We start from the raw sequence: 20883 nt of genomic DNA, 5'->3' as shown, positions 1-20883 counted from the left end.
GAAACACATTTTCTTACGCACTTAAAAAATACCGAATGATAAACTCCAGACGAAATTTTATTAAACAATCAGCTATGGCTGGTGCCGCCCTAACCGTTCCTTCCTATAGCTTCGGGATTATAAATAAACCAAAATTGTCAGAGCAAATAATTGGTCATGGTAGTTTTACCTACCGTGTTCATCAAGAGTGGGGAAACCTTAACCCGGGAACGACCCCTATAAAAAATTGCCATGAAATGGTAATGGATTCCAAAGGGCGACTCATTATGGTTACTGATGAAGTTAAAAATAACGTCATTGTTTACGATAAATCCGGTAAGCTTTTAAAGACTTGGACGCATGATTTAAAATCCGCTCACGGCCTTACACTATTTAAAGAAGGGGAAGAAGATATGCTTTTCATAACCGATAATGATGGAGCAATTCTTAAAACGACTACCGATGGAAAAGTGTTGATGCAACTTTCCGATCCAAGAGAAACGGGAGTTTATAAGAAAGATCAAAAATACCGTCCTACAGAAACTGCAGTGGCTCCTAACGGTGATATTTATGTGGCCGATGGGTATGGTTCGGATTTTATTTTACAATACAATAAAGATGGAGAATTTATCAGAAAATTTGGCGGTCATGGGTTGGAAGACCATCTGTTCTCAACTGCTCATGGAGTAACCATTGATGATAGAGATCCTGATAATATTACGCTATTGTGCACCTCTCGAAAACATAACTCTTTTAAGCGTTACACCTTAGACGGAAAGTATTTATCCACTATTTTTCTTCCGGGTGCTTTTGTGTGCAGACCAGTAATAGATGGGGCTAATCTGTACTCAGGAGTATGTTGGTCTAGATTAAAATATTTAGAGCAAACACCAGATTCAGGTTTCGTCACCATTTTAAATAAAGAGGATAAGGTAGTTTCCAATCCTGGCGGTACCGCTCCTGTTTATGAAAATGGAGAATTGCAGCTTATGCTTCAAGATACACCGCTATTCAATCATTGCCATGATGTATGTATTGATAATGATAAGAACATTTATGTCTGCCAGTGGAACGCTAATAAGACATATCCTATTAAATTGGAAAGGATATAGTTTATGAAAAGAATCGTTCTACATATCGTCTTTCTTTGTGTAATCCTGGTTTCTTGTAAAGAGGAAGGACAGTATGCTTCTATTCCAGGGAAAAAAATACCCGAAATAGTCGATTATAATTTTGACGTGCGCCCTATATTATCTGACAAATGTTTCAATTGTCATGGTCCGGATGCGAATAAAAGGTCGGCGGAACTTCGTTTAGATACCCCGGAAGGCGCTTATAAAGCACTAAAAGATTCTGAGAACGAATTTGCAATTGTTCCTAAAAACATTGAAAAATCAGTTGTTTATCAGCGGATAACCGCGAAAGATAGTGCCGATTTAATGCCTCCCTTAGACTCCAATCTTAAACTATCTGAATATGAAATAAAGGTTCTAAAAAAGTGGATAGAGCAGGGTAGCGTTTATGAACCGCACTGGGCGTTTATACCTGTTAAAAAACCTGAGGCTCCGCAAGTATCCTCTGATTGGGTAAACAATGAAATTGATCAGTTTGTTTTACGAAAGCTCAATGAGGTAGGTTTAGCTCCCAATGAAATAGCGGACAAGGAACGCTTACTAAAAAGGGTTTCTTTAGATATTACGGGATTACCACCATCAACTGAAATGCGTAAAAAATTTATGCAGAACCAAGCTGGTGATGCCTATGAACAAATTGTAGATGAATTACTGGCCAGTAAGCATTACGGAGAGAAAATGGCAAGCCATTGGTTAGATGTGGCGCGCTATGCTGATTCTCACGGCTTTCAGAACGATCAGTTAAGAACTATGTGGCCTTGGCGAGACTGGGTAATTTATGCCTTTAATCAAAATTACAGCTATGAAAAATTCGTAACCTATCAATTAGCCGGCGATTTGATGCCAGAGAAGAATATGGAAACTATTTTGGCAACAGGTTTTAATAGAAACCATAAAATCAATCAAGAAGCGGGTATTATAGAGGAGGAATTTAGAATCGAAAACGTAACGGATAGGACCAATACTTTTGGTAAAGCCTTTTTAGGGCTAACCTTGGAATGTGCCAAATGTCATGATCATAAGTACGACCCTATATCTCAGAAAGATTACTTCAGCACTTTTGCTTTTTTCGATAAAGTAGTACATCGCGAGAAGGCATTGGGAGAGGTCTTGGCGGAACCACCGCTAATTACTTTAACGGATGATATAATCCAAAAAGAGCTTCCGTTCGTGAATAAGAAAGCTCCGGAAAATGTAGATGTTATGGTTATTGAGGAGAAACCGGACATTAGAACTACGCATGTATTGAACAGGGGTGTTTATGATGATAAAGGAGAAATTGTTCAGCCAAGAACACCTGAATCGGTGTTGAAATTTGATACGTTAGTTTTTGATAGTAATCGTCTTGGATTAACAAAATGGCTCTTTGATACTAAAAACCCATTGACCAGTAGGGTATTTGTGAATAGAGTTTGGCAGGAGATATTTGGGGAAGGAATAGTAAGGTCTTCCGGCGATTTTGGTATGCAGGGCGACTTACCTACACATATAGGTTTGCTGAACTGGCTTTCCTCAGATTTTATGGAGAATAATTGGGATATCAAACGATTGGTAAAACAAATCGTGATGTCTTCAACGTACAAACAATCTTCTGTAGTTACGAAAGAAAAATTAGCGGTCGACCCAGACAACAGGTACTTGTCTCATATGCCGCGTTTACGGTTCAGTGCGGAGACTATACGGGATCATGCTTTAGCTACAAGCGGATTATTGAATGATGAAATAGGAGGACGAAGTGTTAAGGTGTATCAACCAGATGGCATTTGGGAAGCGGCAAGCTCAGGCCGTGGTATTTTGGCAAACTATGTGCAGGACCATGGTGAAGATTTGTACAGAAGAGGGATTTATATTTTTATAAAGCGAACGACCTTACCACCCGTACAGTTAACTTTTGATGCCGCTACAAGAGATCAATGCGAAGTAAAAAGGCAATCAACAATGACTCCGCTTCAAGCATTGATTGCTTTGAACGACCCTACTATTCTTGAGGCTTCAAGAGTATTGTCAGAGAAGTTGGTAAAGGAAAAAGGCACGGTAGAGGAAAAAATAGAAAAAGCTTTTGGTAGAATATTATGCAGAAACATTAAACCGGAGGAAAAACAAATGTTGGTGGATTACTACCATGATCAAGAAGCAGCGTTCAGTGCGGATAAGGATAAGGCCAGAAGTTTTATTGAAGTAGGGGAATACCCCATTCTAGAAGGTCGGGACGAGGTGAAAGTAGCCTCGTTAATGCAAATCATTCATACCATCTACAATCTAGAGGAAACAATTGTAAAAGGGTAAAGGTCAATCAAAAGATATGGATAAAGAAGTTTTTGAACATTATTTGAATACGAACCGAAGACATTTTTTGGGAAAAATGGCCATGGGAATGGGCGGGGTAGCATTAGGTTCTCTTTTAATGCCCGATTTGCTATCCAGTAAGAAAACCGCGGAAGAACAGCTCCCATTAGGGTTAAAACATTTTGCGGCAAAGGCAAAACGCATCATTTTACTGGTCCAAAATGGAGCACCTTCGCAACTGGAGAGCTTTGATTACAAGCCCAAGTTGAATGATATGTTTGGTCAAGAGCTTCCTCCTTCAATTCGTGGAGACCAAAAATTAACGGGAATGACCGCTGGTCAGGAATCTTTTCCTTTGGTGGGTTCCAAATTTGGCTTTAAACAATACGGTAAATCCGGAGCTTGGGTGAGTGACCTTTTTCCACATATAGGTAAAATTACAGATGATATTTGTATCATAAAAAGTATGCATACAGATGCTATTAACCATGATCCGGCTTTAACGTTTATGCAGACAGGCGCACAAGTGGGTAATCGTCCAAGTATTGGCTCGTGGTTTAGCTACGGCTTAGGTAGTGAGAATCAAAATTTACCGGCATACTGCGTTTTGCTTTCTAAGGGTAAAGGTAACGGCCAAGGTGTATATTCCAAATTATGGTCTAATGGCTTTTTGGATAGTTCTCACCAAGGTGTACAGTTAAGTGCAAGTGAAGACCCTATTTTGTATCTGAACGATCCAAAAGGGATGGATAGGGAATCACGCCGTAAAATGTTGGATCACTTGGCTTCTTTGAACCAATTAGGGTATGATGAGTTTGGTGATCCGGAAATTCCAGCAAAAATTAAGCAATATGAAATGGCCTATAGAATGCAAACGGCCGTACCGGAAATAACGGATGTATCCAAAGAACCGGACCATATTAAGAAATTGTACGGACCGGATTGTATGGTGCCCGGTACTTATGCCGCAAACTGCCTATTGGCTAGAAAACTTTCTGAATCCGGAGTGCGTTTTGTGCAATTGTACCACCAAGGTTGGGATCAGCATAATAATTTAGTAGGAGAAATGGCAGGACAGGCCAAAGATGTAGATATGGCATCCGCAGCGCTGATAACCGATTTAAAACAACGTGGATTATTAGATGAGACCTTGGTCATTTGGAGTGGGGAATTTGGTAGAACTAATTATTGCCAAGGTAAATTGACAAAGGATAATTATGGACGTGATCACCACCCCAGGTGCTATAGTATTTTTATGGCGGGTGGAGGTGTTAAAGCCGGATTGTCTTATGGTAAAACAGATGAGCTTGGTTATAATATTGTAGAGAGTCCCGTTCATATTCATGACTTACACGCAACTATTATGCATTTAATGGGCTTGGATCATGAAAAATTAACCCATAAACATCTTGGAAGAAGGTTTAGGTTGACCGATGTTCATGGTCATGTTGTTAAAGATATTTTGGCTTAGACCTATGAAAAAAGGAATTCCTGTGTTTCTGAACGTACTGTTCTTCCTTCATGTACTATTAGCGTTTTTGGTACTTTTTGAAGGCTATCTTAAAATTCCATTTTGGTTGCAGCCGTTGGGTAGAATGCATCCATTGGTTTTACACTTTCCAGTGGCTTTTATCGTGCTTCTGGCCGTACTTAATTTGTTTAAAAAACAGCTAGACCCAGTTTCATTTCAAAAGATAAACTTCACTTTAGTGTTGGGAACTTCTTTTATGACCGTGCTGGCAACGCTCATGGGTCTCATGCTTTCACTGGAAGGGTACGACTCGGAAACAATGACATTTCATAAGTGGTTGGGTATTGCCCTTTGCTTTATTGTGTACGCGCTTGTTTGGTGCTATTCTTATCAAAAGGTATTTCAAGTAGTATTATATATCGGAGTAGTTGGAGTGGTTATAGCAGGACATTATGGAGCGAGCCTTACCCATGGTTCGGATTTTATAATGCAGCCAATTACTGCATCAAAGAAAGCTGTAGTAAATGAAAATACACCCATATATACAGCATACGTTGCTCCAATACTAAAAGAAAAATGTACGAGTTGCCATAATCCTCAAAAGCATAAGGGCGATTTAGATTTGACTACTATTGAAGCAATAGTAAGAGGAGGTGAAAACGGAGATGTTTGGTTAGCACATAATGCTGATAAAAGCCTTTTTTTAAATAGGGTTGCATTGCCGTTGGAAGATGAAGAGCACATGCCACCAGAGGGAAAACCGCAACTGACACAAGAAGAAATTGAGCTGATGCAAACTTGGATAGATCATGGAGCAGACGCTCAAATCAGTTTTGCTCAGTTACAAGAGGTCGATACTTTAAGAACTCTGATTGCTCAAAAATGGATGAAGGCTGCTGAAGATGCAACGTATACATTTGATTTTGCTTCGGCGGAAACTATAGAAGAGCTTAACAACCCCTACCGGACGGTAGTTCAAAAAGCACCTAATTCACCTGCTATTGAAGTCGCTATTTTTGGTAGGGCCGCTTTTCAAGAAAGTTACCTTAACGATCTTGAAAAAATAAAAGAACAATTGGTGTACTTGAATTTAGCCAATCTACCTGTAGAAAATGCGCATATGAATACTATTGGAAAATTGACTAACCTAGAACATTTGGTGCTCAATTTTACAAATATAGATGCTGATGGAATTGCGCAGTTGAATACCTGTAGGAAATTGCAAACGGTATCATTGTCCGGAACAGCCATAGATTTATCTGTACTGGAATCGTTAAAAGCATTAGCTGGATTGAAGGAAGTATTTGTGTGGAACACCCAACTGACTACCAAAGACATTCAAAAAATAAGAAACGAATTACCAAACGTTAGAATAAATGAAGGGTATGTACCAAACCCGGAAGAAGTTTTGCCCCTAACGCCACCTATTTTGGTTGGTGAAGGAAATATCATCAGTAGCGGCGATACAATTTCTTTAGGGCACAAAATGACCGGAGTTACCATTAAGTATACTATAGACGGTTCTGCACCAGATTCAACTTCAACAACATTTAAGGAGCCATTTTCTTTAGATTTGGATGGCAAAAGAAAGCGAATAATCAGAGCCTACGCATATAAAAAGGGATGGTTGCCCAGTGAACCGGTATCGTATGAGTTTTATGATAGGGGATTCGTGCCTGAAGCAGTACAGGTTGAACACCCTGGCATCTTGAGCTCGTATACTGGAGAGGCAGCAAAAATATTGACAGATAATATTATAAATAGTGAAAAAATTGGGTACTCTAAATTTTGGGCTACCTATAAAACAAATCCACTAGTGGCTATTGTCGATTTTAGTAAAGATAGCCTCAAAATAAAAGAAGTAGTTTTAAGTTGTGGCATTCACAACAAGCAGAAAAAATCACCTCTTAAATTCGTTGAGGTGTATACCTCAAAAAACAAAGAGGATTGGCAGTTAATAAAGAATGAGAATTTTGCAGGTGAGAACGATATGGAAAAACTCAAAGAAATATCAGTTCAATTTTTACCAACTTCAGAAAGGTACTTTAAGATTGTAGCACAACCCGTGAAAAAGGAAACGATCAGGGTAAACCAGCTCTTCTTTTTTTAGTAGTCAAACTTGTTGTGGAGTGAGGATAGTTTTTTGTTTCCTGTGTGATTATCTTTGTCATTGCAAATGTCCGCGGTGAGCGCGTTATCCTAAATACATATATGAAAATAAATATTGATGGATTTGTTCTGTCAGTTATTGCTGTAATAGGCATTGCTTATATATTTCCGCAATGGGGAGTGCCCGGAAGTAAAATCCCTATTGATACCATTAGTACAATAGGTGTTTCTCTTATATTCTTTTTCTACGGTCTTAAACTAAGTCCCGAAAAATTGAACTCGGGTATTAAGAACTGGAAACTCCATCTATTGGTACAGGCCTCTACTTTTGTAATATTTCCGTTATTGGTGTTGCTTTTTAGGCCGTTAGTTCAAAACCAGGAACAAGAAATCATTTGGCTTGCCTTCTTTTTTTTGGCAGCTTTACCGTCAACCGTTTCTTCTTCCGTGGTAATGGTTTCCATTGCAAAGGGAAATATTCCAGCGGCTATTTTTAATGCAAGTATTTCAGGAATCATAGGTGTTTTGGTGACTCCTTTGTGGATGGGGCTATTTGTGCAAAATGCACAATCCGACTTCGATTTTACGGACATTTATACCAAACTTATAGTGCAAATTATTTTACCGGTCATAGTGGGCTTTCTTTTACAACGGTTCTTGGGAGAAATGGCACAGAGGTATGGTAAGCAGTTAACGTTATTTGATAAATCGATAATCCTTCTGATTATTTATAAAAGCTTTGCGGAATCGTTTGCAGGGAATGTTTTCTCTTCAGTATCTATTTTAGATATAGTACTTCTTTTGTTTGCCGTGGTTATTTTGTTCTATACCGTTTTTCTTTTAACTGGCTTTTTAGCTCTAAAAATGAGGTTTGATTTGGAAGACCGGATTACCGCACAGTTTTGTGGAACAAAAAAGTCACTCGTACACGGAACGGTGTTTTCTAAAATCCTATTTAGCAATATGGCTTCCATAGGTATCATACTCTTACCGCTAATGTTGTTTCATGCTACACAACTATTGATTATAAGCGTAGTCGCTTCAAAAATGAGTAGGAACGCTAGTATCGATTAGGACACTATATCACTGTTGCTCAACTATAAGTTGTTTACAATGAAAGCTTTAATTAAGCGTTTCGCTGTTCCTCTACAGATTTACGCCATTTAACTACGGGTACTTGAGTCCTGTCGAATTTAAGTCTTGATTTATAGCTTGTTAGAGTAATTTTGAAGTATACAAAGAGACTAAGAATTAGTTCGATTTGTAAATTTTGTTCATTGAAATGCGAGCGATATATGCCTGATGGAAAATTTATGAAGGTCTATTACTGCTGTTCATGATAGGAATGATGATGAATGCAGCCCCCCGGTAAAACAGTAGTTGGCCAAGTTGAAAATATCGTTCGCATTTTTTATTTCACAATTGCAATTTCCACCTTAAGTTAAGGCCAGCGTAGATTCCCTTTCAATCATTGTGGTTTTTATAACCTCGGTCTTAAAATCTTTTTCGGTGTCGTTTTGTTCTATTCTTTCCACAAGTTGTTTTGCTGCGGTTTCACCCATATAATAGCCATGTTGACTAATGGAGGTCAAACTAGGTCTTACATATTTAGGAAGAATTCCATTAGTAAAACAAACTATGGAGAGCTCCTCGGGAATTTTAATACCTAAGGAATTTGCCGTTAACAAAGAGGTGACTCCGGCTTCTTCTTCCAATCCTAAAATAGCATCTACTTTTCCGCTAGAAAGCAATTTTCTGATTTCAACTTCCATTAATGACTTTTCTAGCTTTTCAAAAATCAAGCTTTGGTCTACAGGAATAGCATGGTCTTTTAGACACTGACTATATCCATTTATTCTTAGTTTAGAAATTTCAAGATCACCCAATAAGGAAACAACTGCAATACGTTTGCATCCAGATTTTATAAGATGTTCGGTAGCATTATAGGCTGTTTTTGTATCATCAATCGTAACTTTGTCGCAATTCAATTTTGAGGATACACGGTCAAACATTACTACAGGTATACCTTTGTTCAAAAAAGGTTCAAAGTGTTCTACTTTGTCAAGTCTTCCCGTTTCTTCGGCAAGGGAAACAAGGAGTCCGGATATAGCTCCCTTCCGTAGCATTTCTGTAATAGCAACTTCCTTTTTATAGGATTCATTAGAGATACAGGCAATCATATTGTAACCATTATCATTCAATATTTTTTCAACTCCGCTAATAACTTGGGCAAAGAAATAATTGAGAATATTTGGAATAATAACACCTACGGATTGAGAAGGTTCTTTTCTAAGATTTATTGCGTTTAAATTCGGTCGGTACTTATGTTCTCGTGCATAAGCAATAATCTTGGCTTTGGTACGGTCACTAATTTCATGGCTGTCGTTCAAGGCTTTGGATACGGTAGATTTAGATACCTTAAAGTGCTTGGCAATATCGTCTAAACTAAGTTTTCGCTTCATAACCGTTTCAAGATACTAAATATCATCAATAATTTTCTTCCTCTTTTCTTCCTCTTTTCTTCCTCTTTTTTGTCTTCTGGATTGCTAAAATAGCATTTTGCAACTACGCTTTTTACGAAACCCATTTCGAAAAACATAAATAATTATAAATATCTGATTTTAAACAGGTTGTGGTTATGAAATTTTCAATTTAAAAATGCTGCTATTTCGTATTTTAGTGCAGAATGGAATTATCTACAGTTCGTTTTAAGTTATAGTTTAAATTTGACAAAAGAGCTTGGTTTTGAATTGAATAGTACTTTTTCTAAAGGAATTCCTTCAACAAATGCCAGCACTTACAAACATGAAGAATTATGTATAGTATAGGATATGATATTGGGAGTTCATCCATAAAAGCGGCCTTGGTTGAGGTAAGTACGGGAAAACCGGTTGCGGTAGTGAGCGAACCCAAAAAGGAAATGGATATTCTGGCCATTAATAATGGTTGGGCAGAACAGGACCCGGATACTTGGTGGAAACATGTTTGTACCGCTACAAAAACATTACTGTCCGAGAACAGCATCAAACCGGAACAGGTTACCGGAGTGGGTATATCTTACCAAATGCACGGTTTGGTTGTTGTGGACGAAGACCTTAAACCATTGCGCGATTCCATTATTTGGTGTGACAGTAGAGCGGTAGAAATTGGACAAAAAGCATTTGATGCACTTGGCAATGACCGTTGCAGTGAGAATTTATTGAACTCACCTTCTAACTTTACCGCATCCAAATTGAAATGGGTAAAAGATAACGAGCCGGAGGTTTTTGAACGTATCCATAAGTTTATGCTACCTGGCGATTATATAGCTACAAGATTAAGTGGTATTGCAAATACAACCTTATCTGGACTATCGGAAGGTATCTTTTGGGATTTTAAAACGAATAGTCTGGCCACATGGTTGCTGGATTATTACGGGTTGAACGAATCTCACGTACCAGAAATAGTAGATACCTTTTCTGTACAAAGTAAAGTTTCGGAACAAGGGGCAAAAGAGTCCGGTTTAAATGCAGGTACGCCAATTTTATACAGAGCAGGTGACCAGCCCAATAATGCCTTGTCTTTAAATGTTTTCAACCCAGGAGAAGTTGCGGCTACAGGTGGTACATCTGGAGTAATTTATGCGGTAACCGATAATCTTTCGGTAAAGGAAAGCTCACGGGTAAACAACTTTGCCCACGTGAATTATAGTGAGGCCAACAGGTTTGTAGGAAAACTTCTTTGTATTAACGGAGCAGGTATTCAGTACCGTTGGATGCTGAATAATTTGGATGTTGCTTCGTATGATGAAATGAACGATTTGGCCAATTCAGTTCCTCAAGGTTCTGATGGGGTTAAAATATTGCCCTTTGGAAACGGTGCCGAGCGTATGCTGAACAGTGTGGATTTGGGCACCAATATTTATGGAATTAATTTAAACAATCATACCAAAGCACATTTGTGTAGGGCTTCTCTAGAAGGTATAGCTTTCTCATTTGTTTACGGTATGGAAATCCTTAGATCGGACGGAATTACCGCTACCAAAATACGGGCAGGGAATGATAACCTGTTTAGGTCCAAAATTTTCTCAAATACAATAGCGACCCTTATTGATAGGGAAATTGAAATTTACAATACTACAGGAGCCATTGGAGCGGCAAGGGCCTGTATTTTAAGTGAAGGCGATTTTACAAGCTTCGGTGAGCAGATAATGACCAATGATTATGTTATGAGCTATAAGCCTTCTGAAGAAAAAGAAGCCTTGCAAACGGCATATTCGGCATGGAAAAAGGAATTAGAACAAGTATTAAAAAACAAATAATATGGCATTTTTAGGAGACAAAGAGTATTTTAAAGGAATTGGCGACATTAAGTTTGAAGGGAAAGAATCAGACAACCCTTTAGCGTTTAAATATTACAACCCGGACCAGGTTGTTGCAGGTAAAACTATGAGGGAGCATTTTAAATTTGCTATCGCATACTGGCATACGTTCTGCGGACAAGGTTCTGACCCGTTTGGTCCCGGCACACAAAATTTCCCTTGGGATACATCTTCTGATGCGGTTCAGGCAGCAAAGGATAAAGCGGATGCAGCCTTTGAATTTATTAGTAAAATAGGTTTTGATTATTTCTGTTTCCATGATTTTGATTTGATCCAAGAAGCTTCAACTTTCGCTGAATCAGAAAAAAGATTGGCTACTATTACCGAGTATATCAAAGAAAAGAAATCGGCTTCCGGTATTAAATTATTATGGGGTACCGCCAACTGTTTTTCTAACCCAAGATATATGAACGGCGCAGCTACGAATCCTGATTTTGATGTGGTTGCCAGAGCTGGTGGGCAGGTTAAACTAGCCTTGGATGCCACTATGGCCCTAGATGGTGAAAACTATGTTTTCTGGGGAGGCCGTGAAGGGTATATGTCCCTTTTGAATACCAATATGGGTCGTGAATTAGACCATATGGCGCAGTTTTTGACTATGGCCAGAGATTATGCCCGTAAGCAAGGTTTTAAAGGTAATTTCTTTATTGAGCCAAAACCAATGGAGCCAACAAAACACCAGTATGATTTTGATTCGGCTACGGCAATAGGCTTCTTAAGAGAATATGGTCTTGACCAAGATTTTAAAATTAATATTGAGGTGAACCATGCTACTTTGGCTCAGCATACTTTTCAGCACGAAATGGAAGTTGCAGCTAAAGCCGGAATGTTGGGTAGCTTGGATGCTAACCGTGGTGATTACCAAAATGGTTGGGATACGGATCAGTTCCCGAACAATATTCAAGAGACCACCGAAGCTATGCTGGTATTCTTACAGGCAGGTGGTCTACAAGGTGGCGGGGTTAACTTTGATGCTAAAATCAGAAGAAATTCTACGGACCTTGAAGATATCTTCTTGGCGCACATTGGGGGTGCGGATACCTTTGCCAGAGCGTTGATTACTGCAGATAAGATAATGGCTTCTTCAGATTACACCAAGCTACGTGAAAACCGTTACAGTTCTTTTGATTCTGGTAAGGGGCAGGAATTTGAATCTGGTAAATTAAGTCTTGAAAACTTGTATGATTTAGCGACTAAGAACGGTGAGCTGGAACTTAAAAGCGGTAAACAAGAATTGTTCGAAAATATAATTAACCAGTATATTTAGGTTAAGATAGTACTAAAGTAAATTAGTCGTTTATTGATCTTTAAGCTTTGTTGCCGGTGGTAAAACTACCGGCAATTTAGTTTAAGCCTATTTTTTGTTTTGTACACTTGATGAATGTAATTGCCTATTTGCATGAATTGAACAATTGACCTATCTTCCAACGGCCTCAAAAATCAATTGCTTTCTATGGTAGTAAAAATAAGTCTAAACACACCTGATTAAGTGGTGTTATATATGAAGTGGATTAAGATATTTTTGATTTCTATGTTTTGTGTGTTTTCTACACAAGGTTTTCTACATGCCCAAAATTCAAAACCTGAATATACTTTCGTAAACATTGAGCAGAACAATACACAGAGAGCGGTTTCTACTATAGTTCAAGATAGCATGGGGTTCATCTGGATGGGGACCAATGGTGTTGGTCTAAAGAAATATAACGGTATTGATATCACCACCTATACGAAGGATTTTAATGATGAAAAATCACTGAGTAATTCTCTAATATATACCTCGTACATAGATAGTTCGGATAGATTGTGGGTTGGTACAGAAACCGGTTTGGACGTGTATAATAGAGACCTTGATAACTTCAATGCGGTTCAATTAGATGATAAACAAGGATTGGAAGATGGTATTCTGATAAAAACCATACAAGAAGGTATTAACGGAGAGCTGTTAGTAGGTTCTTATTACCATGGGGTTTTTAGGATTGACCCGGAAACCTTAAGAAGTGAACCCATTCCTTTTCAATCTACATTGGCAAAATCATCAATTCAGGTTACTGGCATAATAAAAAGTGCTTCGGGTAAGATTTTTGTAACCACCAATTACGGACTTTTTGAGTATGATGGGGTAAAGGTTGTGCCTTCTCAGGTTTTGAATGATTATTATGAACAAATTAAGAATCCGAATAAAAATATTATTACCATCTTTCAAGATAGGGAAGGAGCTATTTGGTTGGGTACTTTTACAGATGGATTAATAAAGATAAAACAGCAGCCTTCTGGTGGCTATAAAATAAATAATTACCCTATCTCTCAGCAGAGAATTTTATCTATAGCCCAAGCAAGTGATGGAAACATCATTTGTGGCACGGAAAATGATGGGCTCTATGTTTTGGATACTGAGGGAGCTTCCATTAGGAATTATCGGTATAACAAGTCAGATGTTCATAGTGTACAGTCCAACTCCATTTGGTCCGTTTTTGTGGATAAACAAGAGCGAATTTGGATAGGCTACTATAATAAAGGAGTAGGGGTATATGATAAGTTGTATGATAAATTCAATGATACTGAAAGCTTATTTGAGATTAACAATTCCCTTATTTTACCTTCGGTTACGGGTATTGTAAGTGATGAGCAAGGTAGGTTATGGTTTGGTTTAGATGGTGGGGGTATAGATGTTTATGATTCTAAGGATAAGAGTATTGTTCATTTAAAAGATGATCAAAACCCAATAGCGAACAATATTGATGCAGCGGCAATTGCCGGAATTTTTTTTGATAGTCAAAACAATCTTTGGGTAGGTACGTGGAATTCCGGTATTTACTTCCTTCCTAAAAACTCATCAACTTTTATAAATTATACAACGTCAAATACGAATGGGGGGTTGACAAACAACCGTATCATGACCTTTGATGAAGATAAAAATGGAATAATTTGGATTGGCTCGTATGAAGAAGGGTTACATTCATATAATCCTAAAACCAAAAAAATCACCTCTCATAATGCTCAAATCTTTCCTGACAAAAGGCCTAGTCATGGAGAAGTGCGTATAGTTTTGGTAGATAGTATTGACTTTCTTTGGATAGGAACAACCGGCGGATTGTATAAAATACCTGCTGATTTTTCTCCGGGCGAGAAAGTTGTTTCTTTGGTAGAACGTATGTATGCAGATAAGGGGCAAAACCTACATGTAGATAGGGTAATATCATTATTTGAGGATAGTAAGAACAGAATATGGATAGGTACGGATGGTGCAGGTGTATGTAAATATAATCCGGTGGCGGATACATTTACCTGGTACGGACAAAAAGATGGTCTGGTTCAAGAGACTATAGCTTCTATTCAAGAAGATGATAATGGAGATATCTGGATCAGTGGAAACAATGGCATAACTAGACTGAATGTAGAAAAAGCGGTTTTTAAGAATTTTAATAAGGATGATGGTTTATTAGCTAATGATTTCAATTATAACTCTACTTATAAAGACGCGTCCGGTATTCTGTATTTTGGTAGTTATGAGGGGGTTAATTCTATAGACCCCAAAAACTTGAGCTTCAATAACTATGAGCCACAGGTTTATTTTACGGACTTCAAACTTTTTAATAAGTCCGTTTTTCCGAATGCTGAAGAATCGCCTTTAAAAAAGGTTATTGGGCAAACGGAAAAAATAACCCTAAACAACAAACAATCTGTATTTAGCATAGAATATGCTGGCATTAATTTCACAAGACCCAAAAAAAATCAGTACGCATATTATTTACAAGGGTTTGATAATCGTTGGAACTATGTGGGGGAAAATAGGAGTGCTACGTATACCAATCTACCACCGGGAGATTATGTTTTTAAAGTAAAAGCGGCCAATAATGACGGGGTATGGAACGTAAAGCCCAAAACATTGCGCCTTACTATTTTAGCGCCGTGGTGGAGTACAAACTTGGCTGTATTGGGCTATGTTTTGGCTCTTCTACTCATTACCTATTTTTTAGTGAACCTTGCAAGCCAGAGGATACGAGAGAAAAGGATAATTCAGTTTGAGCGTGAAAAGCGTCAGCAGGAAGAAGCACTTAACGATAGGAAAATTCAGTTTTTTACTAATATTTCGCATGAGTTCAGAACGCCGCTTACACTTATTTTAAACCCTCTTGAAGATATTCTAAGTGAATCTGGGCCTGCGTTTTCTAAGAAGGTTATAGAAAAATTAGGAATCATCTACAAAAACACTAACAGATTAAAACGGTTGATTGATGAGTTAATGGATTTTAGAAAGTTAGATATCAATAAACTCAATGTAAAAGTGTCAGAATTAGAAGCTGTAAGTTTCGTAAAGGAAATCACCGATCACTTTGAAGAAGAAGCCATACAGAAGAATGTGCATCTTTCCGTGGAAGCGGACGAACCGCCAATAATATTGTGGAGTGATCCTTCTATGTTAGAGAAAGTGATTTTTAATATACTTTCCAATGCGTTTAAAATTACACCTGATCAGGGAGAGATAACGGTAAGTGTTTATAAGTCTATGCAAAAAATTGTATTTCCTCAAATAGATGAAAATGAGGCTCTCCAAGCTTTGGAAATTAGTATTGAAGATACGGGTACTGGTATTGGCAAGGATGATTTAAAGAAAATATTTGAGCGTTTTTATCAAGTGGAAAAAATGAACAGTCAGTATTATGGAGGTACTGGCATTGGTTTGGAAGTGGTAAAAAGTTTTGTAGATCTCTTAAAAGGAAAAATAGAGGTAGAAAGTGAGGAAGGTGTAGGCACAAAGTTTAGGATTTTCCTCCCTATGGGCAATGCGCATTTTAAGCCCAGTGAATTATTTCTGAATCCTAAATTGGAAAAAAGGGAAGCACAATCAGCTATGGCTACCGAAGATATTGTAGATCGTTTTACGAATGAAGTGTCTACTACCACGCTATTAATTGTTGAGGATAATGCCGAGTTGCGGACGTATTTAAAGAATGAGCTTAAAGAATTTTACACGGTAATTGAGGCTGTAAATGGAATTGAAGGGTTAAAAGCGGCCGAAAAAAGAACCCCAGATATTATTCTTACAGATGTAGTTATGCCAGAAATGGATGGCTTTGAATTTTGCAGACGGATTAGAGAAAATCTTAACACCAGTCATATACCTATTCTTATGTTAACGGCCAAAACAATGACGGATGATTGGGTAAAGGGAATTGATAGTGGTGCAGATATTTATTTGACCAAACCTTTTGAGATGACTGTTTTAAGAGCTCAGTTAAAACAGATTTTAAGCAGCAGGCAGGTCTTGTTCAATAAGTACTTAAATGATTCAAACAATGTAAAAGTGCCCGAGAATACGTCGGAGCTGGATAAAAGTTTTATCGCAAAGGTGCTAAAGTATATTACCGCTAACCTCGCAGATGAAAACCTAAGCGTGGAACAGTTGGCTGAAGAGCTAAACCTTAGTAGAAGTCAGTTGTACAGAAAAATAAAGGCACTTACGGGGTATACCGCAAACGAGTTTTTGAGGAATATTAGACTGGAAAAAGCAAAACAGATGATAGAAACCGGAAACGAGTCCATTAGCGAAGTGTGCTTTAAAGTCGGTTTTTCATCTCCTTCCTATTTCACTAAGTGCTTCAAGGCTCATTTTGGGCTCCTTCCAACGGAAATAAAATAGTGCCATAATAACAGTTTTTTCTTCTTTGTACTGCCAATGAAACTATGCTTGTTAAGCTAAAAAGTACAAATGCCACAAATATTCTAGATAGCGCTTCATTTGTAGTATCTCACATTTAGTTATTTACCGAATTTTATCATATTCATAATTAAAAAACTTTAAGACTGTGTTAATCTCAGTTTTTAGTCCAATAGTTTAATTAGTTCAAATTTAAGATATGGTAAAGTCAATTGTCGTATGCGTCATAATTTTATTGTTTTTAGTCGGTTTTGGAAAAATAAGGGAAACTAAACTGCGAACGGAGGAGCATGATGCCAGCCTTAAAAAGCTATACGCAAAAGATTTTTACATAGGTGCAGCAGTAAATGATGGGGTTATTTTAGGAAAAAATACGCAAGCGCTTCAAATTTTGAAGAAAGAGTTCAATACAATAAGTCCTGAAAATGTAATGAAATGGCAGGAAATCCATCCCTCTCCCAATTCCTTCAATTTTGAAATGGCGGATAAATATGTGGCCCTTGGCAAAAAGAACAATATGCACATAGTGGGGCATACATTGTTATGGCATAGTCAAATTGGCTCATGGATGAACTCTGTAAAGGATAGCGCTGTAATGGCAAACTATATTAAAGAGCATATAACCACGGTAGCGGAAAGGTACAAGGGCAAGATAGACAGTTGGGATGTGGTAAACGAAGCCTTGAATGAAGATGGTGCTCTCCGAGAATCTGTTTTTTTAAAAGTTATGGGTGAACGGTATTTGGAGTATGCTTTTAAAATTGCCGAAAAAGCGGATCCCTCTGCAGAGTTGTATTACAATGATTACAATATGTGGAAGCCCAAAAAAAGGGAAGGGGCTATTCAGCTTATCGAAAACCTTCAAAAAAACGGAGTTAAGATTCACGGGGTTGGTATGCAGGGCCATTGGGGCCTTACCGAACCTTCATTGGAAGAAGTGGAGACGAGCATTATTGCCTATTCCAAATTAGGGATTAAAGTAGCTATTACGGAATTGGACATTACCGTTCTTCCCAACCCATGGGAACTTGAAGGAGCGGAGATAAGTCAGAACTTTGAGAACAGTGATGAAATGAACCCATACCCAGATGTATTGCCAGACTCCGTAGAAGTGCAGTTGGCCAATCGCTATCGCGATATTTTTAAACTATTTCTAAAGCATAGTGATAAGATAGATAGGGTGACTTTCTGGGGTGTAAACGATAAGAGCTCATGGCTTAATAATTGGCCTATTAAAAAAAGAACTAATTACCCACTACTTTTTGATAGAGACTACAAAACAAAGAAAGCATACCACGTCGTAACCGGTCTCAAGACCAACTAAAATAACCAACCAACCACCTTTAACTTTATGAACTCAAAACCTCAAAAATTATCCGTTAGGGAGAAAATTGGCTATAGTCTAGGAGACCTATCCGCAAATTTGGTCTTTCAAACCTTAATGACATATCTGGCTTACTTTTATACAGATATATACGGACTTGAAACCGGTCATGCATCTGCAATTATATTAACCGTAGGCCTTGTTGCGGCCTTTGGTTTCAATCCTATAATTGGGGCTTTGGCAGATCGTACTACGTCAAAGTGGGGTAAGTTTAGACCTTGGGTTTTATATACTGCTGTGCCGTTGGGAGTTGTTGCCTTACTGGCGTTCAGCACACCAGATTTTGAATATAAAGGAAAGGTCATTTATGCCGTAGTAACCTATTCTCTACTTTTACTACTGTATGCTGCCAATAATTTGCCGTATTCCGCATTAAGCGGAGTCATTACAGGTGATATGGGCGAAAGAAACAGCTTATCTGCCTACCGCTTTGTAGCTGTGATGTTGGCACAGTTCTTCGTGCAAGTTTTCATGCTTCCTATAATTGAATCCGTGGGGAATGGCAATAAAGCGGTGGGTATAGAAATTGTAATGACTTGGCTAGCCGTCATTGGTACGGTAATGCTCATTATTACATTTTTGACAACCAAAGAACGGGTAGTGCCCACTCCAGATCAAAAGTCTACATTAAAAGAGGACTTGGGCGATTTATTCCAGAATAGACCTTGGATTATTATGTTGGTTCTCACTACACTGGTGTTTGTAACCCTGGCAATGAAAGGTGGGGCTTATGTTTATTATTTTGAAAACTATGTGGACAAAGAAAGTTTGACGCACTTTATACAACCCATTATTAATGGCTTGGAATCTATTGGTGTCAATTTTTTTGGTGAGAATCCGGTTTCTGCAGGATTTGGTCTCTTTAATGCAGGAGGAATTATATTTATGATTTTTGGTATAACCTTATCCAAAAGATTTGCAGATAGGTATGGAAAAAGAGATGTGTTTATGGTGGCACTTTTTCTATCAACGCTATTTATTGTTTTCTTTTATTTCCTCGCTCCCAGATTTGTGGGACTCATATTTGCAGCTCAGATTTTTCATGGATTTTTTTATGGGTTGACCATTCCATTGCTGTGGGCTATGATTGCCGACGTTGCGGATTTTTCTGAATGGAAAACTAACAGAAGAGCTACAGCTATAATTTTTTCGGCAATGATGGTAGGCTTAAAAGGAGGTTTGAGTATAGGTAGCGCTTTGGTTACGTCCATTTTAGGTGCATACGGTTATATTTCTAAAGAAGCTATGGGGGGAGAATTGGTTAGGCAACCAGAAAGTGCGGTTTATGGCACAAAAATGCTGGTTAGTATTTATCCGGCAATTCCATTTTTATTGGGTATAGGGTTGCTATTTCTTTATGAAATAAACAAACAGATGGAAACCCAAATAGAAATAGACCTAAAACAGCGAAGAATAGAATAAGTTAATCCAAAAACAATAAAGTAAATCCTATGCCAGAAGAATCTATAGAACATATTGATTTTGATAAACTGAATGAGAATGCTATTTCCAAACCGTTGGTTAAACATATATTTACGGCAGATCCTTCAGCTCATGTTTTTAATGGAAGAATATATATTTATCCCTCACATGATATTGAATCGGAGATACCTTTTGATGATTTAGGAAGTCATTTTGCAATGGAAGATTACCATGTTATTTCGATGGATGGAATAAATGATGAAGCAATCGACCATGGTGTAGCCCTTCATGTAGATGATGTTCCCTGGGCAGAAAAGCAAATGTGGGCTCCTGATGCAGCTCATAAAAATGGGAAATACTACTTATATTTTCCGGCACGAGGTTATGATGGGATTTTTAAAATTGGTGTTGCCGTGGGCGATGCTCCAGAAGGACCTTTTACGCCTCGGCCCGAAGCTATAAAAGGAAGCTACTCCATTGACCCTGCTGTGTTTGAGGACGAGGACGGATGCTGCTATATGTATTTCGGAGGAATTTGGGGAGGACAACTTCAAAAATATCGGAACAATACATACGATAAAATTAATGAAATGCCAGAGCCCAAGGAACATGCCTTATTGCCTATTGTAGCAAAATTGACCGATGATATGTTGGAGTTTGCAGAGGAACCTAAAGAGGTCCAGATTTTAGACGTAAACGGAAACCTTCTCTTAGAAATTGATAATAATAGGCGCTTTTTTGAAGCCTCCTGGGTGCATATGTATAACGGCAAATATTATTTTTCCTATTCCACAGGAGATACACATTTTATTTGTTATGCCATTGGGAATAATCCCTACGGTCCGTTTACATATACAGGGCGAATTTTAAATCCTGTTGTAGGTTGGACCTCTCATCATTCCATATGTGAGGTAGATGGTAAATGGTATTTGTTTTACCATGATTCTAGCCTCTCTAAAGGGGTAACACATTTAAGATCCGTAAAAGTTGCCGAAATCACCTATAACCCGGACGGAAGCATTGTTACTTTAGATCCCTATGAGAATGGTTGAAGCATATGGGCAAAAAATAAAATAAAAG

12 protein-coding genes are annotated in these 20883 nt (G+C 38.1%); 11 read left to right on the top strand and 1 reads right to left on the bottom strand.

What is annotated here, in order from left to right; genetic code table 11:
- Positions 1-35 precede the first annotated feature (35 nt).
- The 5 genes from P0077_RS00970 to P0077_RS00950 all read left to right on the top strand — a co-directional run bounded on the left by P0077_RS00970 (position 36) and on the right by P0077_RS00950 (position 8052).
- Entirely contained in the window at positions 36-1091 is a 1056-nt protein-coding gene (locus P0077_RS00970) for a twin-arginine translocation signal domain-containing protein (protein ID WP_276167314.1), read from the top strand.
- Between the two features lie 3 nt (positions 1092-1094).
- Positions 1095-3398: a PSD1 and planctomycete cytochrome C domain-containing protein gene (locus P0077_RS00965; RefSeq protein WP_276167313.1), complete on the top strand. Its 2304-nt coding sequence runs from the start codon at positions 1095-1097 to the stop codon at positions 3396-3398.
- 16 nt (positions 3399-3414) lie between these two features.
- Positions 3415-4869 (top strand): DUF1501 domain-containing protein, encoded by a 1455-nt coding sequence (locus P0077_RS00960; RefSeq protein WP_276167312.1) that lies wholly within the window; start codon positions 3415-3417, stop codon positions 4867-4869.
- A gap of 4 nt (positions 4870-4873) precedes the next feature.
- A complete protein-coding gene (locus P0077_RS00955) occupies positions 4874-6979 on the top strand; it encodes a c-type cytochrome domain-containing protein (protein WP_276167311.1) in 2106 nt (701 codons plus the stop codon).
- Positions 6980-7080: 101 nt separating this feature from the next.
- Positions 7081-8052, top strand: a complete 972-nt coding sequence (locus tag P0077_RS00950) for a bile acid:sodium symporter family protein (protein WP_276167310.1) — start codon at positions 7081-7083, stop codon at positions 8050-8052.
- A 362-nt stretch (positions 8053-8414) separates the two neighbouring features.
- Here the strand turns inward: P0077_RS00950 and P0077_RS00945 are convergent, their stop codons facing one another.
- Entirely contained in the window at positions 8415-9440 is a 1026-nt protein-coding gene (locus P0077_RS00945) for a LacI family DNA-binding transcriptional regulator (RefSeq protein ID WP_276167309.1), read from the bottom strand.
- A gap of 353 nt (positions 9441-9793) precedes the next feature.
- Between P0077_RS00945 and P0077_RS00940 the strand changes: the two genes are divergently transcribed.
- The 6 genes from P0077_RS00940 to P0077_RS00915 all read left to right on the top strand — a co-directional run bounded on the left by P0077_RS00940 (position 9794) and on the right by P0077_RS00915 (position 20855).
- The gene (locus tag P0077_RS00940; RefSeq protein WP_276167308.1) at positions 9794-11278 is read left to right on the top strand and encodes a xylulokinase; all 1485 of its coding nucleotides are present in this window, start codon (positions 9794-9796) and stop codon (positions 11276-11278) included.
- A 1-nt stretch (position 11279) separates the two neighbouring features.
- Positions 11280-12605, top strand: a complete 1326-nt coding sequence (gene xylA, locus P0077_RS00935; RefSeq protein WP_276167307.1) for a xylose isomerase — start codon at positions 11280-11282, stop codon at positions 12603-12605.
- A gap of 234 nt (positions 12606-12839) precedes the next feature.
- Positions 12840-16979 (top strand): hybrid sensor histidine kinase/response regulator transcription factor, encoded by a 4140-nt coding sequence (locus P0077_RS00930; protein WP_276167306.1) that lies wholly within the window; start codon positions 12840-12842, stop codon positions 16977-16979.
- A 217-nt stretch (positions 16980-17196) separates the two neighbouring features.
- Complete coding sequence (locus tag P0077_RS00925) at positions 17197-18321, top strand: endo-1,4-beta-xylanase (protein ID WP_276167305.1); 1125 nt, start codon at positions 17197-17199, stop codon at positions 18319-18321.
- Between the two features lie 27 nt (positions 18322-18348).
- Positions 18349-19803, top strand: a complete 1455-nt coding sequence (locus tag P0077_RS00920; protein WP_276167304.1) for an MFS transporter — start codon at positions 18349-18351, stop codon at positions 19801-19803.
- A gap of 29 nt (positions 19804-19832) precedes the next feature.
- Positions 19833-20855: a glycoside hydrolase family 43 protein gene (locus tag P0077_RS00915; RefSeq protein ID WP_276167303.1), complete on the top strand. Its 1023-nt coding sequence runs from the start codon at positions 19833-19835 to the stop codon at positions 20853-20855.
- Positions 20856-20883: the final 28 nt, after the last annotated feature.

It is taken from the genome of Zobellia alginiliquefaciens, assembly GCF_029323795.1.
Taxonomy (GTDB): domain Bacteria; phylum Bacteroidota; class Bacteroidia; order Flavobacteriales; family Flavobacteriaceae; genus Zobellia; species Zobellia alginiliquefaciens.
Note: the sequence above shows the minus strand (reverse complement) of the source record. Positions and strands in the feature narration are given on the sequence as shown.